This is a genomic window from Lentisalinibacter orientalis (genome assembly GCF_040706535.1).
GTDB classification, from domain to species: Bacteria; Pseudomonadota; Gammaproteobacteria; order Steroidobacterales; family Woeseiaceae; genus Lentisalinibacter; species Lentisalinibacter orientalis.
Genome location: NZ_JAPDRJ010000001.1, coordinates 1,878,068 through 1,896,566 on the forward strand (window position 1 = coordinate 1,878,068; position 18,499 = coordinate 1,896,566).

General features: G+C 67.6%; 17 protein-coding genes. 11 read left to right on the plus strand and 6 right to left on the minus strand.

The features are described from left to right. The first annotated feature begins 41 nt into the window (after positions 1-41). The 3 genes from ACJMK0_RS08280 (at position 42) to ACJMK0_RS08290 (ending at position 3,833) form a co-directional block, all read left to right on the plus strand. Positions 42-1,421, plus strand: coding sequence for a cytochrome ubiquinol oxidase subunit I (locus tag ACJMK0_RS08280; RefSeq protein WP_405237277.1), 1,380 nt, complete (start codon positions 42-44; stop codon positions 1,419-1,421). Beyond that, positions 1,421-2,425, plus strand: coding sequence for a cytochrome d ubiquinol oxidase subunit II (gene cydB / locus ACJMK0_RS08285; protein WP_405237279.1), 1,005 nt, complete (start codon positions 1,421-1,423; stop codon positions 2,423-2,425). Before ACJMK0_RS08280 ends, cydB begins: the two co-directional genes overlap by 1 nt. Positions 2,426-2,537: 112 nt before the next feature. Then, on the plus strand, positions 2,538-3,833 hold the full coding sequence (locus tag ACJMK0_RS08290; RefSeq protein ID WP_405237281.1) for a spinster family MFS transporter: 1,296 nt from the start codon (positions 2,538-2,540) through the stop codon (positions 3,831-3,833). Between the two features lie 39 nt (positions 3,834-3,872). Here ACJMK0_RS08290 and ACJMK0_RS08295 read toward each other — a convergent pair whose 3' ends face one another. Both ACJMK0_RS08295 and ACJMK0_RS08300 read right to left on the minus strand, forming a co-directional pair. After that, positions 3,873-4,481, minus strand: a complete 609-nt coding sequence (locus ACJMK0_RS08295; protein WP_405237283.1) for a glutathione S-transferase family protein — start codon at positions 4,479-4,481, stop codon at positions 3,873-3,875. A 174-nt stretch (positions 4,482-4,655) separates the two neighbouring features. Continuing rightward, positions 4,656-5,945 carry an NADH:flavin oxidoreductase/NADH oxidase family protein gene (locus ACJMK0_RS08300; RefSeq protein ID WP_405237285.1) on the minus strand — a complete coding sequence of 430 codons (1,290 nt, stop codon included), beginning with the start codon at positions 5,943-5,945 and terminating at the stop codon, positions 4,656-4,658. 142 nt (positions 5,946-6,087) lie between these two features. Between ACJMK0_RS08300 and ACJMK0_RS08305 the strand changes: the two genes are divergently transcribed. Next, positions 6,088-6,384, plus strand: a complete 297-nt coding sequence (locus tag ACJMK0_RS08305; protein WP_405224493.1) for an SCP2 sterol-binding domain-containing protein — start codon at positions 6,088-6,090, stop codon at positions 6,382-6,384. On the opposite strand, the gene ACJMK0_RS08310 is transcribed toward ACJMK0_RS08305, so the two are convergent. Next, entirely contained in the window at positions 6,381-6,836 is a 456-nt protein-coding gene (locus ACJMK0_RS08310; RefSeq protein WP_405237287.1) for a PaaI family thioesterase, read from the minus strand. The genes ACJMK0_RS08305 and ACJMK0_RS08310 overlap by 4 nt on opposite strands. Further along, positions 6,833-7,480 carry a maleylacetoacetate isomerase gene (gene maiA, locus ACJMK0_RS08315; RefSeq protein ID WP_405237289.1) on the minus strand — a complete coding sequence of 216 codons (648 nt, stop codon included), beginning with the start codon at positions 7,478-7,480 and terminating at the stop codon, positions 6,833-6,835. Before maiA ends, ACJMK0_RS08310 begins: the two co-directional genes overlap by 4 nt. Positions 7,481-7,625: 145 nt before the next feature. Here maiA and ACJMK0_RS08320 point away from each other — a divergent pair, with 145 nt between their 5' ends. From ACJMK0_RS08320 to ACJMK0_RS08340, 5 genes are all read left to right on the plus strand, one after another. Next, entirely contained in the window at positions 7,626-8,393 is a 768-nt protein-coding gene (locus ACJMK0_RS08320) for a gamma-glutamyl-gamma-aminobutyrate hydrolase family protein (RefSeq protein WP_405237291.1), read from the plus strand. After that, positions 8,390-9,724, plus strand: coding sequence for a glutamine synthetase family protein (locus ACJMK0_RS08325; protein WP_405237293.1), 1,335 nt, complete (start codon positions 8,390-8,392; stop codon positions 9,722-9,724). Before ACJMK0_RS08320 ends, ACJMK0_RS08325 begins: the two co-directional genes overlap by 4 nt. A gap of 28 nt (positions 9,725-9,752) precedes the next feature. Then, positions 9,753-11,120 (plus strand): aspartate aminotransferase family protein, encoded by a 1,368-nt coding sequence (locus ACJMK0_RS08330; RefSeq protein ID WP_405237295.1) that lies wholly within the window; start codon positions 9,753-9,755, stop codon positions 11,118-11,120. 186 nt (positions 11,121-11,306) lie between these two features. After that, positions 11,307-12,287, plus strand: coding sequence for an agmatinase (gene speB, locus ACJMK0_RS08335; RefSeq protein ID WP_405237297.1), 981 nt, complete (start codon positions 11,307-11,309; stop codon positions 12,285-12,287). A gap of 31 nt (positions 12,288-12,318) precedes the next feature. Next, the gene (locus ACJMK0_RS08340; RefSeq protein WP_405237299.1) at positions 12,319-13,932 is read left to right on the plus strand and encodes a sugar porter family MFS transporter; all 1,614 of its coding nucleotides are present in this window, start codon (positions 12,319-12,321) and stop codon (positions 13,930-13,932) included. On the opposite strand, the gene ACJMK0_RS08345 is transcribed toward ACJMK0_RS08340, so the two are convergent. Continuing rightward, complete coding sequence (locus ACJMK0_RS08345) at positions 13,898-14,914, minus strand: LacI family DNA-binding transcriptional regulator (RefSeq protein WP_405237301.1); 1,017 nt, start codon at positions 14,912-14,914, stop codon at positions 13,898-13,900. The two genes, ACJMK0_RS08340 and ACJMK0_RS08345, sit on opposite strands and share 35 nt — an antisense overlap. Positions 14,915-15,163: 249 nt before the next feature. After that, entirely contained in the window at positions 15,164-15,709 is a 546-nt protein-coding gene (locus ACJMK0_RS08350; RefSeq protein WP_405237303.1) for a cupin domain-containing protein, read from the minus strand. 126 nt (positions 15,710-15,835) lie between these two features. On the opposite strand from ACJMK0_RS08350, the gene ACJMK0_RS08355 reads away from it, so the two are divergent. Together ACJMK0_RS08355 and ACJMK0_RS08360 are read left to right on the plus strand one after the other, a co-directional pair. Beyond that, positions 15,836-17,116, plus strand: coding sequence for an NAD(P)/FAD-dependent oxidoreductase (locus ACJMK0_RS08355; RefSeq protein ID WP_405237305.1), 1,281 nt, complete (start codon positions 15,836-15,838; stop codon positions 17,114-17,116). Between the two features lie 31 nt (positions 17,117-17,147). Beyond that, on the plus strand, positions 17,148-18,491 hold the full coding sequence (locus tag ACJMK0_RS08360) for an aspartate aminotransferase family protein (RefSeq protein ID WP_405237306.1): 1,344 nt from the start codon (positions 17,148-17,150) through the stop codon (positions 18,489-18,491). Positions 18,492-18,499 lie beyond the last annotated feature (8 nt).

Here is an 18,499-nt window from a genome sequence, read left to right on the forward strand (position 1 = left end):
ATGCGCGTGGCCGACAGCATCTCAGGAGGAGCGAGGATCCCATGGAAGCCGAAATGCTGGCACGCATCCAGTTCGCCTTCACCGTCTCTTTCCACATCCTTTTCCCGGCTTTCACCATCGGCCTCGCCAGCTGGCTGGTCATGCTGGAGGCGCTGTGGCTGAAGACGGGCAAGCCGGCCTACATGAGCCTGTACAAGTTCTGGCTGAAGATCTTCGCCGTGTCCTTCGGCATGGGCGTGGTTTCGGGCATCGTCATGAGCTTCCAGTTCGGCTCGAACTGGAGCGGTTTCTCGGAGGCCACCGGCAATGTACTGGGACCGGTGATCGGCTACGAGGTACTGACGGCGTTCTTCCTCGAAGCCACCTTCCTCGGCATCATGCTGTTCGGCGCCAACCGCGTGGGCAAGGGCCTGCATTTCTTCGCCACCTGCATGGTGGCCCTCGGCACGCTGATCTCGGCCTTCTGGATCCTCTCGGCCAACAGCTGGATGAATACCCCGGCCGGCTTCCGGGTGGAGGACGGCATCTTCTACCCCGTGGACTGGTTCCAGATCATCTTCAACCCGTCCTTCCCGTATCGCCTGGTGCACATGACGCTGGCGGCGTATCTCACCACCTGCTTCGTGATCGGCGCGGTCTCGGCGCGCTACCTGCTGGAGGGGCGCTTCCGGCAGCGTGCCCGGCACATGTTCTTCATGTCGGTGATCTTCGGCGCGATCGTGGTCCCGGCACAGGTACTCATCGGTGATTTCCACGGTCTCAACACCAAGGAGTACCAGCCGCAGAAGGTGGCGGCGATGGAGGCCCACTGGGAGTCCGAGCCGCGGGCGCCGCTTATCCTGTTCGCGATACCGGACGAGGAAAACGAGACCAATCATTTCCAGCTGGGCATCCCGGGGCTGGGTAGCCTGATTCTGGAACACGACATCAATGCGCCGGTCACCGGGCTGAAGGAATTCCCCCCGGACGAGCGGCCGCCCGTGGCGCCGGTGTTCTGGGCCTTCCGCATCATGGTGGGCCTGGGCGTCCTGATGCTGTTCGCCGCCGGCGCCGGCGTGGTGCAGCTCATCCGCGGCAAGCTCTACGAGACCCGCTGGCTGCTGAAGCTCTACACGTGGATGTGGCCGACCGGGTTCATCGCCGTCCTGGCCGGCTGGTTCACGACGGAGATCGGACGTCAGCCCTGGGTGGTGTGGGAGCTGCAGACCACGGCCGACGCGCTGTCGCCGGTGCCCGGGGCCAGCGTGGCCACGTCGCTGCTCCTGTTCTTCCTGGTCTACGGCGTCGTCTTCGGTGCGGGCATCTACTACCTGCTGCAGCTGATCCGCAGCGGACCGGGCGAGGTCGAGGGCGAGCCGGAGCAAGGCACGCCCCGCCGGCCGCTGTCGGCGGCCGGCAGGCCGGCAGAGGAGGGCACGTGATGGAAGGCGGCTGGCTGCCACTGATCTGGATCGTCCTGATCGCCGTGGCGATCTTCATGTACGTGCTGCTGGACGGCTTCGTCCTCGGTACGGGCATCCTGTTCCCGTTCGCCCCGGACGACGAGGCGCGCGACACCATGATGACCTCGGTGGCGCCCATCTGGGACGGCAACGAGACCTGGCTGGTGCTGGGCGGCGGCGGACTGTTCGCCGTGTTCCCGCTGGCCTACTCCATCGTGCTGCCGGCGCTCTATCTGCCGTTCATCTTCATGCTGCTGGCACTGGTGTTCCGCGGCGTGGCCTTCGAGTTCCGCTTCAAATCCGGCAGGAACCGTCACCTCTGGGACCTGGCCTTTACCGGCGGTTCGGTGGTGACCGCCTTCTTCCAGGGCATCATCCTCGGCACCTTCGTGAGCGGGTTCGCCATGGAGGGCACGCGCTATGTGGGCGGCACCTTCGACTGGCTGACGCCCTTCGGGCTGATCGTGGGCCTCGCCATGGTGGCGGGCTACGCCCTGCTCGGCAGCACCTGGCTCATCATGAAGGCGCCGGGTGAACTCGAGCAGTGGGCGCGGCGGGTGACCGTCCCGCTGCTCGCCTCGGTGGTGATGTTCCTGGCGGTGATCAGCATGTGGGTGCCATTCCTGGAAAACCAGATCGCTGAGCGCTGGTTCACGATGCCGAACCTGCTCTATCTCTCGCCGGTGCCGGTGCTGACGGCCGTGGCAGGTTACCTGCTGTTCCGCAAGACTACGGGCGACGGGCACGCCTCGCCGTTCCTGCTGGCCATCGGCCTGTTCACGCTCGGTTACGCCGGGCTGGCGATCAGCCTGTGGCCGAATATCATCCCCCACGAGATCTCTTTCTGGGAGGCGGCCGCCGCGCCGGAGAGCCAGCAGTTTCTGCTGATCGGCTCGCTGATCGCGCTGCCGGCCGTGTTCGGCTATACGGCGTATTCCTACTACGTGTTCCGCGGCAAGGTGACGGAGACGCACGGCTACTGAGGCGCCCGCCAGCCCGCCGATCCGTCTCGCCCCGATTCGGCCCGATTCGGCCCCAATAGGCTAGAATGGCCCGGCCCGCAACGGCGGGCCTGTCATCAGGGGGAGAGAATCAGTGGAGCAGTCCGCGACGGCCGAGCGCCAGTCCATGAGCCCGGGGGCGAGGCACTACGCCCTGTTCGTGCTGGTATTCGTCTATACCTTCAACTTCATCGATCGGCAGATCCTCTCGATCCTGATCGAGCCGATCAAGAACGATCTGGGCGTCTCGGACCAGGCCATGGGCTTTCTGGCGGGGGCCGCGTTTGCCGCGTTCTACGCCACCATGGGCATACCGATTGCGCTCTGGGCCGACCGGGGCAATCGGCGCAACCTGATCGCCTGGGCGCTCGCCATCTGGAGCGGCATGACGGCCGTCTCCGGGCTGGCCCAGAACTACTGGCACCTGGCGCTCGCACGCATCGGCGTGGGCATCGGCGAGGCCGGCTGCAGCCCGCCGGCCCATTCGCTCATCTCCGATTACTATCCGCCCCAGCAGCGGGCCACGGCCCTCGGCATCTACTCGCTGGGCATCCCCTTCGGCATCATGTTCGGCCTGCTGGCCGGCGGCTGGGTCAACGAGTTCTTCGGCTGGCGCATGGCGTTCTTCGTCGTGGGCGTGCCGGGCATCCTGCTGGCGTTCGTCGTGCGCTTCACGCTGGTGGAGCCGGAGCGGGGCCTGTCGGAGAACCGCATCGCCGACGAGAGTCGCCCGGGCATCCTGCAGACTTTCAGCTTCCTGTCCCGGCGGCGGTCGTTCATCCATCTCGCGTTCGGCGCGGCGCTTGCGGCCTTCAGCGGCTACGGCGTGGCCACCTGGTTCCCTGCCTTCCTGGTGCGCACGCACGGTATGACCACGGGCGAGATCGGCACCTGGCTCGGCCTCATCCTGGGCATCCCGGGCGGCATCGGTATCTTCGTCGGCGGTTATCTCGCCGACCGGCTGGGCTCGACCAACCCGAGCTGGAGCCTCTGGACGGCGGGCCTCGCCGCGATCGTCGCCCTGCCGTTCGCAGTGGCCGTGTACTTCTTCGAGACCCCCGGCTGGGCGCTGCTCGTGTTCTGCGTGCCCGTCGTCCTCGGCAACTTCTACCAGGCGACCACCTTCGCCCAGACCCAGAGCCTGGTCGGCCTGCGCATGCGCGGCGTCGCCGCGGCGATCCTGCTCTTCATCATCAACATCATCGGCCTCGGCGCCGGACCCTGGGCCCTCGGTGCCGTCAGCGACCTGCTGGTGCCGATGTACGGCGACGACTCGCTGCGCTGGGCGCTGGCGATCTTCGCGCTGCTGAACCTGTGGGTGGCGGTGCATTACTACCTGGCAGGCCGTCACCTGCCGGGCGACCTGAAGCGCGCCGGCGACCCGATATGATGAAACGGCCCGTGTAGGAGGGCCTTCAGGCCCGACCCGCTATCCGCCGCCGCCGTCGTCGATCGCGGCCGCCCTGCGGCAGGCGTCCCGGTCGGTCACCCGGGCCACGTAGGCGGCGAAGCTGTCGCGTTTCGGGACCGTGCCGAACTGGAGCCCGAAGGCGATCTGCGAGCCCACGTAGACGTCTGCGGCGGAGAAGGCGTCGCCGGCCACGTACGGCGAGTCGGCGATGGCAGTCTCGATGGTGTCCAGCGCGAGGTCTTTCGTGCCGTAGCCCACCGTCATCCGCTTGTCATCCGGCACCTCGAAGCCGAGAGCGGCGTTGACGATGGCCGACTCCAGCGGTCCGGCGGCGAAGAAGAGCCAGCGGTAATAGGCGCCGCGCTCGGCGGGCGGCGGCGCGAGCCCGGCCTCGGGGAACGCGTCCGCCAGATAGGCGCAGATCGCAGCGCACTCCGTGACCACCGTGTCGCCGTGCCGGATGGCCGGTACCTTGCCCATCGGGTTGATGGCCAGATACTCCGGCGACTTCATGGTGGTGCCGTATTCCAGGATCTCCGTGGAATACGGCGCGCCGACCTCTTCGAGCATCCAGCGCGCGATACGCCCGCGCGACTGGGGGTTCGTGTAGAAGACGAGTTCGCTCATCGGATCACCCCTGTCTCTGTTTCCCGCAGATATGAGGCGCTACTGTAGCGCGGTCGTCTTCACCGTGACGAGGGGTGCGGGCGGGCGGGGCCCGGCTGGATCGGGCCTGAAGGCCCTTCCACAGTGCATCGGGCCTGAAGGCTCTCCCACAGTGAATCGGGCCTGAAGGCCCTCCTACAGGCGGCGGGCGCGGGCGATGCGGATCTCCGCGCGCTGGTGCTCGAACAGGGCCCGCAGGGGATGCAGGTCCAGGCGCAGCGGTTTGCCGTCGGCCATGGCCACGATCTGGCGGTAGTACCAGGCGATGGCGGAGAAGGCATTCAGCGCCTTGAACAGGAATATGTTGCTGTCCGGGCCGAAGCGGCCCTTGCCGATGCCGATCTTCTCCTCCCAGCGCACCGCTTCCTCCGCGCTGCCGTCGATCAGCCGGCGGGGCAGGTCCGGTTCGGTGCAAAGGGGGCGTGCCAGTCCGATGACGTCCACCTCGTCGTTGGCCAGCGCCTCCTGCATGGCCTGCCGCGTGCGGAAGCCGCCCGTGACGGCCAGCGGAGCCCTGATGCGCTCGCGCATGCGGGCCGCGTACTCCAGGAAGAAGGCCTCGCGCCGCTTCGTGCTCTCGCGCCGGGTGTCGGCCGCGTCCTCCGGACGGCCCTCGATGCCGAACATGGTCGGCTGCTCGTAATTGCCCCCGGAGATCTCGATGAGGTCCACGCCCGCCTCGTCGAGCCATGCGGCCACCTGCAGGCTGTCCTCGAAGCTGAAGCCGCCCTTCTGGAAGTCGGCGGAGTTGAGCTTCACGGAGACCGGGAAGGCGGGGCCCACCACCGAGCGCACGCCGCGGACGGCCTCGAGCAGGAATCGGGCCCGGTTCTCCAGGGAGCCGCCCCACCGGTCCTCCCGGCGGTTGAGCTTCGGCGAGAGGAATTCGCTGATCAGGTAGCCGTGGGCGCCGTGGATCTGCACGCCGGTGAAGCCCGTGTCCCGGGCGACGGCCGCCGCCCGCGTGAAGCCGCCCAGGGCCATCTCGATGTCGTGTTCCGTCATGGCGACGGGCCGGCCGAAGTTACCCATGAGATTGAGCTGCACCTCGGAGGGCGCCATGGGCCGCGAGGAGACGATCCGGCCGCACTGTCGGCCCGGGTGGCTCAGCTGCATCCACAGCTGATTGCCCGCCCCGGAGCCGGCTTCCGCCCAGGCGCGCAGCGCCGCCAGCGCTTCCCCGTCGTCCGGGTCGTCGATGACCACGTTGCCCGGCCGTTCGAGGAAACGCCGGTCGATCATCACGTTACCGGTGATCAGCGTGCCCGCGCCCCCCTCGGCCCAGCGGCGGTAGAGCCGCACGTGTCGCTCGGTGGCGCGGTCGCGCTCGTCGGCCAGACCCTCGGTCATGGCGGACTTGAGGATGCGGTTCGGCAGCGTGACCCCGCAGGGGAGTGTCAGCGGCTCGCCCAGCCTGTCGCTCATCTTATGACTCCTCTGCGGTTATTCCGGCGATCATAATGACGGGCCGGCTGCGGAGTGTAGCGCGTCCCGCGGCCCTCTTGCCTGAAGCGGACGGAGTCCGCATAGTGTCCGTTTTCCACTGACAGAAGAAGAGGCACTCGCCGTGCTTGAACAACTAACCGAAAAACTGCGCAACGAGTTTGCGGACAAGACCCCGCTGGGGTTCCCCATCAAATTCGACCTCGGCGACGAGGGGGTCATCCACGTGGACGGCACGACCACGCCGATGGAAGTCAGCAACGACGACAAGCCGGCCGAGACGACCTTCGGCGTGACGCCCGAGGACCTCGCAGCCATGGTGGACGGCGACCTGCCGCCGATGAGCGCGTTCATGAGCGGCAAGCTCAAGGTGGACGGCGACATGACCAAGGCCATGCAGGTGAGCGGCCTCTTCAGCTAGGCCGCTCCGCCAGGCTCGTCCCGACGTATCACCCGCGCCGTCGAGGTGGCGCGGGCGGTGAGCCGGCCCTCTTCGTCGAACAGCTCCCCCTCCAGGAAGGCCACCGAGCGGCCGAGCCGCAGGATGTGCCCGTGGGCCCGCTGGGGCCCGGCCAGGGTCGGGCGCAGGAAGCTCACGTTGATGTCCAGCGAGGGCAGCGCGATGCGCATGCCGAGTTCCATGAACACGGCGTGGGCCATCGCGGCATCCAGCATGCCGGTCACGAAGCCGCCCTGCACGATGTTCCCGGAATGGCAGAAATTGAGCGGCATCGAGAAGCTCATGACGATGAGCCGGCGCTCGGGGTCGTAGTCCTCGACCCGGCCGCCGAGGCTCTGCACACAGGGCGGCGCGCCGCCATTCAGTTGGCGGATGCGCTCCCCGATGTCCCCGTCTGTCGCCGTATCGCTCATGTGGCCTCCGGTGCGTCGGGCTGGCGATCCGGGTGGGCGGCCGCGAAGGCGGGCAGTGCGGCGCAGTGTGCGTCCACGCTCCCGATCGTCGGGTAGTCGTCCAGCGGCACGCCGAAGCGGCGTGCGTTGTAGACCTGGGGCACGAGATAGGCGTCGGCCAGGGTCACGGCGTCGCCCATGCAGTAGCGTCCCGCCGTCGAGCGGGCGGCCAGCAGCCGCTCCAGCGGCCCGAAGCCGGCATGGATCCAGTGGGCGTACCATTCGCCGATGCCGGCCCGGTCCTGACCGTAGTGCTCGCCGAGGTAGCGCATGATGCGCAGGTTGTTGACCGGGTGGATGTCGCAGGCGATCAGTGTCGTGATCTCGCGCACGCGGGCGCGGCCCACCGGGTCCGCCGGCAGCAGGGCGGGCTCCGGATGGCGCTCCTCCAGGTACTCTATGATCGCCGGCGATTGCACGAACAGGCCGTCTTCGGTGGCCAGGGCAGGCACGGCGCCCATCGGATTCAGTTCCCGGAAGGCCTCGTCGTGCTGTTCGCCCCGGTCCAGCGCGACCGGCACGTATTCGTAATCGATCCCCTTCAGATTCAGTACGATACGGGTTCGATAGCTCGTGCTGCTGCGATAATAGCCGTAGAGTTTCATCAGAGATTCGTGGCCGGGACCGTTTCGGCCCGGCGCGTAATCTACCACAACGCGGCCCGGCCGCCGCCGTCCGCGCCGGCGCGCACGCGAGCGATTAGAACGGCGCAATCGTACAATGGTGCCGGAACGGCAGCGAGAGGAACGTATGAGCCTGATCCCCACCGTCGGGGTGCCCGCGGATCGACGCATCGTGGGTCCCCACCCCTTCCATATCGTGGGAGAGAAATACCTGCGCGCCGTCGTGGACGGCGCGGGCGGTCTGCCGCTGATGATCCCGGCCCTCGGCCGCCACATCGACCGCACCCACATGCTGGAGACCATGGACGGCCTGCTGTTCACGGGCAGCCCGTCCAACGTGGAGCCGCACCATTACGGCGGCCCGCCGAGCGAGGAGGGCACGCTGCACGATCCTGAGCGCGACGAGATGACGCTGCCGCTGATCCTGCAGGCGCTGGAAATGGGCGTGCCCGTGCTGGCCGTCTGTCGCGGGTTCCAGGAGATGAACGTGGCGCTGGGGGGCACCCTGCATCAGCACGTGGAGCGCATGCCCGGTTATCATGACCACCGGGAGGACCACGAGGCGCCGCTCGCCGAGCAGTACGCGCCGGCGCACCCCGTCCACCTCGTCCCGGGCGGCTATCTGGCCGGTCTGGCCGGCGGCCGGGACGAGCAGCCGGTGAATTCGCTCCACGGCCAGGGCGTCGACCGCCTGGCGCCGGGCGTGACGGTGGAAGCGCGCGCCGACGACGGACTGATCGAGGCGTTCACCGTGGACGGCGCGCGGTCGTTCGCCCTGGGCGTGCAATGGCATCCCGAGTGGCAGGTGGTGGATAATCCCTTCTATCTCGCGATTTTTCGCGCGTTCGGCGAGGCCTGTCTGCAGCGGGCCACGCACCGCAGAGGTGATGTGTGAGTGAAAAGGAAAACGCAAAAAAGTGGCTGACTGAGCACCGCATCGAGGATGTCGAGGCCTTCGTGCCCGATATGGCCGGCGCCGCGCGGGGTAAGGTGATTCCGGCCGACAAGTTCACCGAGCAGAACATGAAGATGCCGGAGGCGGTCTTCTCCCAGACCATCTCCGGCGAGTACATCGACGACCCGTCCAATCAGGAAGACCGGGACATGATCCTGAAGCCGGACCTGGACACCCTGCGTCCGGTGCCCTGGGCCGTGGATCCGGCCGCCTCGGTGTTCCTGGACTGTCTGCGCCTGGACGACCAGCCGGTGGCCACCTCGCCGCGGCAGATCCTGCGCCAGGTGCTGGCACTCTACGAGCGGCGCGGCTGGCGGCCAGTGGTGGCGCCGGAAGTGGAGTTCTACCTGATCAAGTCGCACACCGACCCCGACGAGGAGGTGGAGCCGCCCGAGGGCCGGCTGGGGCGCACGGACCTCTCGCGCCAGCCTTACAGCATCGACACCATGAACGACTTCGAGCCGTTCATCATGGACGTCTACAAGTTCTGCGAAGAACAGGGCATCCGCATCGATACGCTGTCCCAGGAGATGGGCCCGGCCCAGTTCGAGATCAATTTCCTGCACGGCGACCCGGTGGACCTGGCCGACCAGGTGTTCCTGTTCAAACGCACGGTGCGCGAGGCGGCCATCCGCCACGAGATGCACGCCACCTTCCTGTCGAAGCCGATGGCGGAGGAGCCCGGCAGCGCGCTGCACATCCACCAGAGCGTGGTGAGCACGGAGGACGGCAGCAACGTGTTCTCCACGGCGGAGGGCGAGCCCAGCGATCTCTTCTATGCATTCCTGGGCGGTCTGCAGAAATACATTCCGGAATCCATGCTGGTGCTGGCGCCCTATGTGAACTCCTACCGGCGCTTCCAGACCTACTCGGCGGCGCCGGTGAATCTGGCCTGGGCCATCGACAACCGTACCGTCGGCCTGCGCGTGCCCCAGTCCGGCCCGGAGAATCGCCGCATCGAGAATCGGCTCGCCGGCTCGGACGTGAATCCGTATCTGGCGACGGCGGTGACGCTGGCCTGCGGCTATCTCGGCATGGTGGAGGGCCTGCAGGCCTCGGAACCCGTGACCGGCAGCGCCTACGACGGCGAGCGGACGCTACCGTGGAATATCTGGTTCGCCATCGAGAGCCTGCAGACCAGCGCCGCGATGCGGGGCACGCTGGGCGACCGCTTCGTGGATCTGTACTGCGGCCTGAAGAAGGCCGAATACGCCGAATTCGAGCACATCATCACTCCCTGGGAGCGGGAACTCCTGCTCCTGAACGTCTGAGCGGGCGCAGGCCCGGAAAGGAGAGCGCATGGCAGCCATCGAGCAGCGCAGCCGGGAAGACTGGCAGACGGCGGACGCCGAGCATTACCTGCATCCGTTCACGGATCACAAGGCGCTCGGCAAGCAGCGGGCGAGAATCATCACGAAGGCCGACGGCGTCTACGTGTGGGATGCCGACGGCAACCGCATCCTGGACGGCATGTCGGGTCTTTGGTGCGTGAACGTGGGCTACGGCCGGCAGTCGCTGGTGGACGCGGCCGCCGAGCAGATGCGCGAGTTGCCCTACTACAACAGCTTCTTCCAGTGCGCCCATCCGCCGGCCATCGCGCTGGCGGAGCGGCTGTCGGAGCTGGCCGGCGCGCGCTTCCCGCGGGTGTTCTTCGCCGGGTCCGGCTCGGAGGCCAACGACACCATCGTGCGCATGGTGCGCCGTTACTGGGACATCCGTGGCGAGCCCGAGCGCCAGGTGATCGTCAGCCGGGTGAACGCCTATCACGGCAGCACCATGGCGGGCGCGAGCCTCGGCGGCATGAAGCCGATGCACGCGCAGGGCGGCCTGCCCATCCCGGGCATCGTGCACATCCGCCAGCCCTACTGGTTCGGGGAGGGGCAGGGCGAGGATCCGGAGGCGTTCGGCCGGACCTGCGCCAGGGCGCTGGAGGAGAAGATCGCCGAGGTGGGCGCCGACAAGGTGGCCGCGTTCATCGGCGAGCCCATCCAGGGCGCGGGTGGGGTTATCATCCCGCCGGAGAGCTACTGGCCGGAGATCCAGGCCATCTGCCGGCGGCACGGCATCCTGCTGATCGCCGACGAGGTCATCACCGGCTTCGGTCGCCTCGGCCGCTGGTTCGGCTCCGAGGAGTTCGGCATCGAGGCGGATCTGATGCCGTTCGCCAAGGGCGTCACCTCCGGCTACCTGCCGCTGGGCGGCGTGATGGTGGGCGGCCGGGTGGCCGACGTGCTGGTGGAGGGCGGCGGCGAATTCCACCACGGCTATACCTACTCGGGGCATCCGGCGGCCTGCGCGGTGGCGCTGGAGAATATCCGCATCCTCGAGGAGGAGAACCTGCTCGAGCGGGTGAGGGACGACATCGGCCCTTACCTGCAGAAGCGCTGGCAGGAACTCGCCGATCACGACCTGGTGGGCGAGGCCCGTATGCGCGGCCTGATGGGCGCCATCGAGCTGGTGCCGCCGGGACGCAAGGACGAGCGCTTCGAAGAGAAAGGCAAAGCCGGCACGATCTGCCGCGACCTGGCGGTGGAGAACGGGCTGGTGATCCGCGCCGTGGGCGACACGATGGTGACGGCCCCGCCGCTGATCCTCTCCCACGCCGAGGCGGACGAGCTGGTGGAAAAGGCCCGCACCACCCTGGATGCTACGATGAACGCGCTTTAGGGCTTTAGGTGCCGGACCGAACTTTTCCAACTTTCTGAACTTTTCCGTTAGGCGGCTGCCTGAGGCGGCACCGGAAAGGCTCGCAGTGTCGAGGTGCGGTGCCTATGGGCCCGGACCTGGTGCTACTTCACTTCCGGTGACCGGCACCACAAACGCAACTTTTGCAACTTATTCGCGATGACCTTCATGAGCCAGAAGCACGAGACCGATTTCGCCTTCACCGCCGAGGACAACTACGGCCGCCACATCGAGCCGACCTACGGCGGCGCGCTGTCCTTCCTGCGGCGGCGCTATACGCGCGACCTCACCGGCGTCGACGTGGCGGTCACCGGCATCCCGTTCGACACGGCCACATCCAACCGCCCGGGCGCCCGTTTCGGCCCCCGCGGCATCCGGGCGGCCTCGAGCTTCATGGCCTGGGAACGCCTCTACCCGTGGGAATTCGACGCCTTCGAGCGACTGGCCGTCATCGACTACGGCGACTGCATGTTCGACCCCGGCGTGCCGGAGCAGGTACCGGCCGAGATCCGCGCCCATGCCAAGTACATCATCGACCAGGGCCCTGCGCTGCTCTCACTCGGCGGCGATCACTTCGCCACCTGGCCGCTGCTGCAGGCCCACGTGGAGAAATTCGGACGCCTGTCGCTCCTGCACTTCGACGCGCACACGGATACCTGGGACGACGAGTCGCCCCGGGTCGATCACGGCACCATGTTCTTCCACACCACGAAGGAAGGCCTGATCGACCCCGCGAAATCCGTCCAGGTGGGCATCCGCACCACCAACGACGACACCCTGGGCTTCAACATCCTCGATGCGCCCTGGGTACACGACCACAGCGCGGACGAAACCGTCGCCGAGATCCGCCGCATCATCGGCGACGACCCGGTCTATCTCACCTTCGACATCGACTGCCTGGACCCGGCCTATGCCCCCGGCACCGGCACGCCCGTCTGCGGTGGGCTGACCACCCACCAGGCGCTTTCGATCATCCGCCGGCTGCGCGGCCTGAACATCGTCGGCATGGACCTGATGGAAGTGGCGCCGCCGTACGACTCGGGCGAGATTACGGCGCTGGCCGGTGCGCGCATCGCCGGCGAGCTGATCAGCCTGTACGCCACCAGCCCGCGCGGGGAGGCGGCGGCACGGGAAAAGGGCAGGCTCTGAGGCGCGCCGCAACGGCGCCCGGGCCGATCGGATGACGCGCGAAGCGGCCGGCAGGCGCTACAGCTGGCTGGTCTCCCTCGCCGTCGCGCTCGGCGGCTTCCTCATGGGTTTCGACGCCTCGGTCATATCCGGCGTCGTCGGATTCATCGAGACCGAATTCCGGCTGACCGAGATACAGCTGGGCTGGGGGGTGGCATCCCTGACGCTGAGTGCCACCGTGTCGATGATGGTCTGCGGCCCGCTGGCGGACCGTTACGGGCGCCGCCGCGTGCTCAGGATCGCGGCGCTGCTGTTCGGTCTCTCCGCGGTGGCCTCCGCACTGGCACCGAATTTCCTGCTGCTCGTGGTCGCACGGATGCTCGGCGGGCTCGGCGTCGGTGCGGCGCTGATCGTGGCGCCCATGTACATCGCGGAGATCGCGCCGGCGGATATCCGCGGCCGCCTGGTCGCGCTGAATCAGCTCAACATCGTCGTCGGTATATCGGCTGCCTTCTTCAGCAATTACCTGATCCTGCAGCTGGGGCAGTCGGATACTCCGTGGGCCGGGACCCTCGGGCTCGGCGTCTGGAACTGGCGCTGGATGCTGGGCGTCGAGGCGCTGCCCGCGCTGGTGTATTTCGCAGCCTTGTTGCTGGTGCCGGAGAGCCCGCGCTGGCTGGGTATGCAGGGGCGCACGCGAGAGGCCCGGATGATCATGCAGCGTGTGCACGGTGCCGCCGGCGCCGACCGGGTGTTGTCCGCGCTGGATGCGACGGCAGAGCCTGGCCGCCCCGCGTCCGCGATCCCGCTGAGCGAGTTGTTCGGCACGTCGATGCGCCGCGTGCTGGTCATCGCACTGGTCGTCGCCGTCGTGCAGCAGATCACCGGGATCAACGCCGTGTTCTTCTATGCGCCGATGATCTTCGAGCAGTCGGGCATCGGTACGGACGCGGCGTTCATGCAGGCGGTGTTCGTCGGCCTGGTGAATCTGGCGTTCACCGTCGCCGCGCTGCTGCTGATCGATCGTCTCGGCCGCCGGCCGCTGCTGCTCGCCGGTACCGCGGGTGTCGCGGTCTGCATGATCCTGCTCGCGTGGGCCTTCGGCTCGGCCACGTACACGCTCACCGACCACGCGCTGGCGGCGCTGCCGGCTGCCGTCGACGGCGGCGCGCTCGCGTCGCTGGCGGGGATCACCTTCGAGAGTGACGTCGCGTTCAAGGCGGCCGTGGCTGCCGCAGCGGGACCGGAAACCCTCGCCGAGTACGAGTCGCTACTCGTGGCGGCTGCGATCCGCGCGGACAGCGGCCTCATTCTGGCGGGCATACTGGGATTCGTGGCGAGTTTCGCCGTCTCGCTGGGTCCGGTCATGTGGGTGCTGTTCTCGGAGCTGTTTCCGAACCGGCTACGCGGTCTCGCCATCTCCTTCGTCGGGCTGGTCAACTCCTCCGTCAGCTTTCTCGTGCAGCTGCTGTTTCCGTGGGAGATCGCGAACATCGGGAGTGCGGGCACTTTCCTGATCTATGGCCTGTTCGCCGTCGCGGGGTTCCTGATCATCCTGCGCCTGATGCCGGAAACGAAAGGGCGCTCGCTGGAGGAACTGGAGGCGCTGCTCGTCGACGCGCCGGCCCGGCTCACTCCGGAGCGGGGCCCGTCGACTCGCGGATGACGATCTCGGAGGGTATGTTCGCGCCCTCCTCGCCGCTGCCATCTTCGCTTAGTCGTGCCAGCAGCAACGCGGCCGCCCGTTCGCCCATCGCCTGCATGGGCTGGCGTATGGTCGTGAGCGGAGGCCAGACCTTGTGCGCCAGCGGGACGTCATCGAAACCGGTGACCGACAGTTCGTCGGGGATCCGGATACCGAGTTCGTGGGCGACGCTGATCAGACCGGCGGCCATGTCGTCGGTACTCGCGATCACGGCCGTGGGGCGGCGCTTGCGCTGCAGCAGGCGACGGGCGCAGTCGACGCCGGATTCGAACGAGTTGTCGCCGTGGCAGACCAGTGATTTCCGGACTTTCAGCCCGGCTTCCTTGAGGGCGAGGCGAAAACCGGCGTAGCGTTGCTGCACGGCGAGCTGATCGGGGTGTCCCACGATGAAGCCGATATCCCGATGGCCGAGCGATATCACATAGCGGGCGAGTTCGGCGCAGATTTCCTTATCGTTGGTGCAGACCGAACGGCCGGCGTCGTCGTGCGCGCCCGGTGCTATCCGCGCCAGAGGTATGCCGGCTGTGTCGAGTTCCGCGATCAGCTCGCCCAGGTCGGACAGGGGCGGCGTCAGGATCAGGCCGTCCAGCCGCGTGTTGCGGGCGAGTTCGCTGATCTGCCCGGGCAGGTCGGCATCCGTATAGTTGCAGGGATGCAGCAGCAGCTCGAAGCCTCCTGCCCGGCAGGCATCCACCGCGCCGGTGAGGATGTTGATGATGTAGCTGGCAGCCGGATTCACGTAGAGGAGACCGATCAGGAAGCTGCGATTGCCGGCCAGGCTGCGGGCGGACGTATTCGGCGTGTAGTCAAGTTCGCGGATCGCCTTTTCAACGCGCTGTCGTGTGTCGGAGCGGACGTTCGGTTCGCGATTGACCACGCGCGACACGGTCTTGATTGAAACGCCGGCAAGACTCGCGACGTCTTCGATCGTGACTCTTCCCATAGCGTTTTCCCCCTCGGCGGGCGTAACCGTTTATCGACCGGTGGCTCGCCGTCGGCGATTATAGCGCGAAGCATCCAGCTTGATAGCGCTGTCATCCGTTGGCAGAGCGGCGCTGCAGCAGCGGTTGGTCCGGTAACCGTGACGGCGGGACCGCGGTCCGCCGAATCCCGGGGAAACGGTCGCTATCGGTCCCTCGTGCCGCCTGTCGGTGCAAAAGTTCAATAAGTTGCAAAAGTTCGGTCCGGCACCTCAGAAGGTGGGGGGGGTGCAGGCGGAGACTACCACGCAGTCGTCCGGGCCCGGGTTGCGGAAGCGGTGGGGCAGGCGGCTGTCGAAAAGGTAGGCGTCGCCCGGCTCGAGGGTCTCGGTGCGGCCGTCCACCGTGACCTCGAGGCGGCCGGCGATGATGACGCCGCCTTCCTCGGCATCGTGGGCCAGCGGCGAGCCGCCGGTGTCCGCCCCCGGCCGATAGCGCTCGTACAGGATCTGCAGCCGGTGGCGGCTGAGATCGCCGCCGAGCTGGCGGTAGGAGATGGCGCCGCGGCTGATCTGCGACAGCTCGCCGGCGCGGAAGAACACCTGCTCCTCGCGGGGCATGTCCAGGGCGAAGAAATCCGCCACCGAGGTCTCCAGCGCATCGAGGATGCGCTTCAGCATGCCGAGCGAGGGATCCGTCCGCCCGCTCTCGATCAGCGAGACGGTCGCGTTGCTCACGCCCGCCGCCCGCGCCAGCGCCCGCTGGGAGAGTCCTTTCGCCTCGCGTACGCGCCGCAGGCGCCTGCCCGTGTCCTGCATCGGTCCCGGTCCGTTAAAGTGTTTAACATGCTGAACGATAAGCCCTCAGATCACTGAAATACAAGACAAAAAATATTCGGCGTTTAAATATTGTTAAACCTCGGTGCCCGGCGTAACCTGAACAGGATGTACCAGCCGGCCGAACACGCGCCCTCCTACTACGCCGCCACGGCGAAGGGAGGCACCGACTATCCCGCGCTCGAGGGTGCCGAGAGCGCCGACGTCGCGGTGATCGGCGGCGGCTTCACCGGCCTGTCCGCCGCGCTGGAACTCGCCGAGCGCGGCTACAGCGTGGCGTTGCTCGAGGCGAGCCGCATCGGCTGGGGCGCGAGCGGTCGCAACGGCGGCCAGCTCATCGACGGCTTCGCCGAACCGGCCAAGATCAGGAAGCGTCTCGGCGACGGGGCGGCCCGCATCGCCGCGCAGATGGGGCTCGAGTGCCGGGACATCGTCGTCGAGCGGGTGGAGCGCTACGGCATCGACTGCGATCTCAAGTTCGGCTATCTCGACGTCGCGATGAAGCCGAGCGAGCTGCGCGACCTCTGCGAGGACGCCGCCGAGAAGCACGCCTCGGGTTATCCGCACAAGGTCGAGGTCATACCGGAGGAGCGCCTGCCGGAGGTCATCGGCTCGAAGCGCTATATCGGCGGCGTACTCAACCAGGGCAACGGCCACCTCCATCCGCTGAATCTCTGTCTCGGCGAGGCCCGCGCCGCCGCCGAGGCCGGCGTGCGCGTGTTCGAGCGCTCGCCGGTCCTGCGCATCGAGCCGGGCGACCGGCCGATCGTGCACACCGAGCGCGGGCGCGTCACCGCGGATTTCGTCGTCGTCGCCTGCAACGCCTATCTGGACGGCCTCATCCCGAAACTCTCGGGCACCGTGATACCGGCCGGCAGCTACATCATCGCCACCGAGCCGTTGTCCGAGGAACGGGCCCGCGAGATCCTGCCGCAGGACTCGGCCGTCTGCGACCAGCGGGTGGCGCTGGACTACTACCGCCTGTCCGCGGACCGCCGGCTCCTGTTCGGGGGTATGTGCAATTACTCCGGCCGCAGGCCGAAGAGCATCCGCGCGAGCCTGGAGCCGAACATGCTCACGGTGTTCCCACAGCTCGCCGGCACGGCCATCGACTACGAGTGGGGCGGCGACATCGGCATCAGCATCAACCGCATCCCCCAGCTCAACCGGCTGGGGACGAACATCTACTATGCCCAGGGCTATTCCGGGCACGGCGTCGCGCCCACCCATCTCGCGGGCCGCGTGCTGGCCGAGGCCATCGCCGGCCAGGCGGAGCGCTTCGACGTCTTCGCCCGCATCCGCCACTGGCGTCTGCCGGGGGGGCGCTGGTTCGCCAATCCGGCGCTGGCGCTGGGCATGCTGTATTACCGGCTGCGCGAGATCCTCTGAGCGGCCGGGCCGGACAAAGGGGAGAGACGTCATGACCGAAGCCAATCCGATGCAGGCGGCCGAAGCGGGGCTGCCGAACCTGGAACCGTTCTGGATGCCGTTCACGGCCAACCAGTACTTCAAGCGCCACCCGCGGCTGATCTCCCGGGCCGAAGGCGTCTACTGCTGGACCCACGACGGCAAGCGGCTGCTGGACGGCGTCGCCGGGCTGTGGTGCTGCAACGCCGGCCACTGCCACCCGCGCATCGTGCAGGCGGTGAAGGATCAGATAGACACACTGGACTACGCGCTCGCCTTCCAGGTCGGTCACCCGAAGGTGTTCGAACTGGCCGAGAAGCTCACCGACCTGGCGCCCGACGGGCTCGATTACGCCTTCTTCGTCAACTCCGGCTCCGAGGCGGTGGACACCGCGCTGAAGATGGCGCTGGCCTACCATCGGCTGCGGGGCGAGGGTGCGCGGACCCGCTTCATCGGCCGCGAGAAGGGCTATCATGGCGTCGGCTTCGGCGGTATCTCCGTGGGCGGCATCTCGCCCAACCGGAAGCTGTTCGGCGCTCTGCTGCCGGGTACCGACCACCTGCCGCATACCCATCACATCGAGCACAACGCGTATTCCCGCGGGCTGCCGGAGTGGGGCGCCCATCTCGCCGACGAACTGGAGAACATCGTCGCGCTGCACGATCCGTCCACCATCGCGGCGGTCATCGTCGAGCCCATCGCAGGTTCCGCGGGTGTGCTCATGCCGCCGCAGGGCTACCTGAAGCGCCTGCGCGAGATCTGCGACCGCCACGGCATCCTGCTGATCTTCGACGAGGTGATCTGCGGCTTCGGCCGGGTGGGCGCGGCCTTCGCCGCGGAGCGCATGGGCGTGACGCCGGACCTCATGACGCTGGCGAAGGGCCTCACCAGCGGGCACGTGCCCATGGGCGCCGTGCTCGCCAGCAAGTCCATCTACCAGGCCTTCATGGGCGCGCCGGAGGGGGCCATCGAGTTCCCCCACGGCTATACCTACTCCGGCCACCCCCTCGCGGCGGCGGCCGGTTGTGCGGCGCTGGACGTCTACCGGGACGAGGGGCTGTTCGAGCACGCCCACGCCATGGAGCCGGTGCTGGAGGACGCGCTGCACGATCTCCGCGGCGAGCCCCACGTCATCGACATCCGTAACTACGGCCTGCTCGGCGCCGTGGAACTCGAGCCCATCGAGGGCAAGCCGACGGCGCGGGCGATGGATGTCTTCCGGCGCTGTTTCGATGCCGGCGTCATCGTGCGTACCACCGGCGACATCGTGGCGCTCACGCCGCCCCTGACGGTGAACGAGGACCACATCGCCACCATCGTGGACACGCTGCGCGAGGCGCTGCGGCAGGCCGACTGAGGAGTAAC

Excerpts from the sequence above, each read along its gene's own strand:
- ACJMK0_RS08350 (WP_405237303.1), bottom strand. The coding sequence starts at position 15,709 with ATGCAGGACACGGGCAGGCGCCTGCGGCGCGTACGCGAGGCGAAAGGA.
- maiA (WP_405237289.1), bottom strand. The coding sequence starts at position 7,480 with ATGAAACTCTACGGCTATTATCGCAGCAGCACGAGCTATCGAACCCGT.
- ACJMK0_RS08340 (WP_405237299.1), top strand. The coding sequence starts at position 12,319 with ATGACGCGCGAAGCGGCCGGCAGGCGCTACAGCTGGCTGGTCTCCCTC.
- ACJMK0_RS08345 (WP_405237301.1), bottom strand. The coding sequence starts at position 14,914 with ATGGGAAGAGTCACGATCGAAGACGTCGCGAGTCTTGCCGGCGTTTCA.
- ACJMK0_RS08310 (WP_405237287.1), bottom strand. The coding sequence starts at position 6,836 with ATGAGCGATACGGCGACAGACGGGGACATCGGGGAGCGCATCCGCCAA.
- ACJMK0_RS08360 (WP_405237306.1), top strand. The coding sequence starts at position 17,148 with ATGACCGAAGCCAATCCGATGCAGGCGGCCGAAGCGGGGCTGCCGAAC.
- ACJMK0_RS08280 (WP_405237277.1), top strand. The coding sequence starts at position 42 with ATGGAAGCCGAAATGCTGGCACGCATCCAGTTCGCCTTCACCGTCTCT.
- ACJMK0_RS08300 (WP_405237285.1), bottom strand. The coding sequence starts at position 5,945 with ATGAGCGACAGGCTGGGCGAGCCGCTGACACTCCCCTGCGGGGTCACG.
- speB (WP_405237297.1), top strand. The coding sequence starts at position 11,307 with ATGAGCCAGAAGCACGAGACCGATTTCGCCTTCACCGCCGAGGACAAC.
- ACJMK0_RS08295 (WP_405237283.1), bottom strand. The coding sequence starts at position 4,481 with ATGAGCGAACTCGTCTTCTACACGAACCCCCAGTCGCGCGGGCGTATC.
- cydB (WP_405237279.1), top strand. The coding sequence starts at position 1,421 with ATGGAAGGCGGCTGGCTGCCACTGATCTGGATCGTCCTGATCGCCGTG.
- ACJMK0_RS08330 (WP_405237295.1), top strand. The coding sequence starts at position 9,753 with ATGGCAGCCATCGAGCAGCGCAGCCGGGAAGACTGGCAGACGGCGGAC.
- ACJMK0_RS08320 (WP_405237291.1), top strand. The coding sequence starts at position 7,626 with ATGAGCCTGATCCCCACCGTCGGGGTGCCCGCGGATCGACGCATCGTG.
- ACJMK0_RS08355 (WP_405237305.1), top strand. The coding sequence starts at position 15,836 with ATGTACCAGCCGGCCGAACACGCGCCCTCCTACTACGCCGCCACGGCG.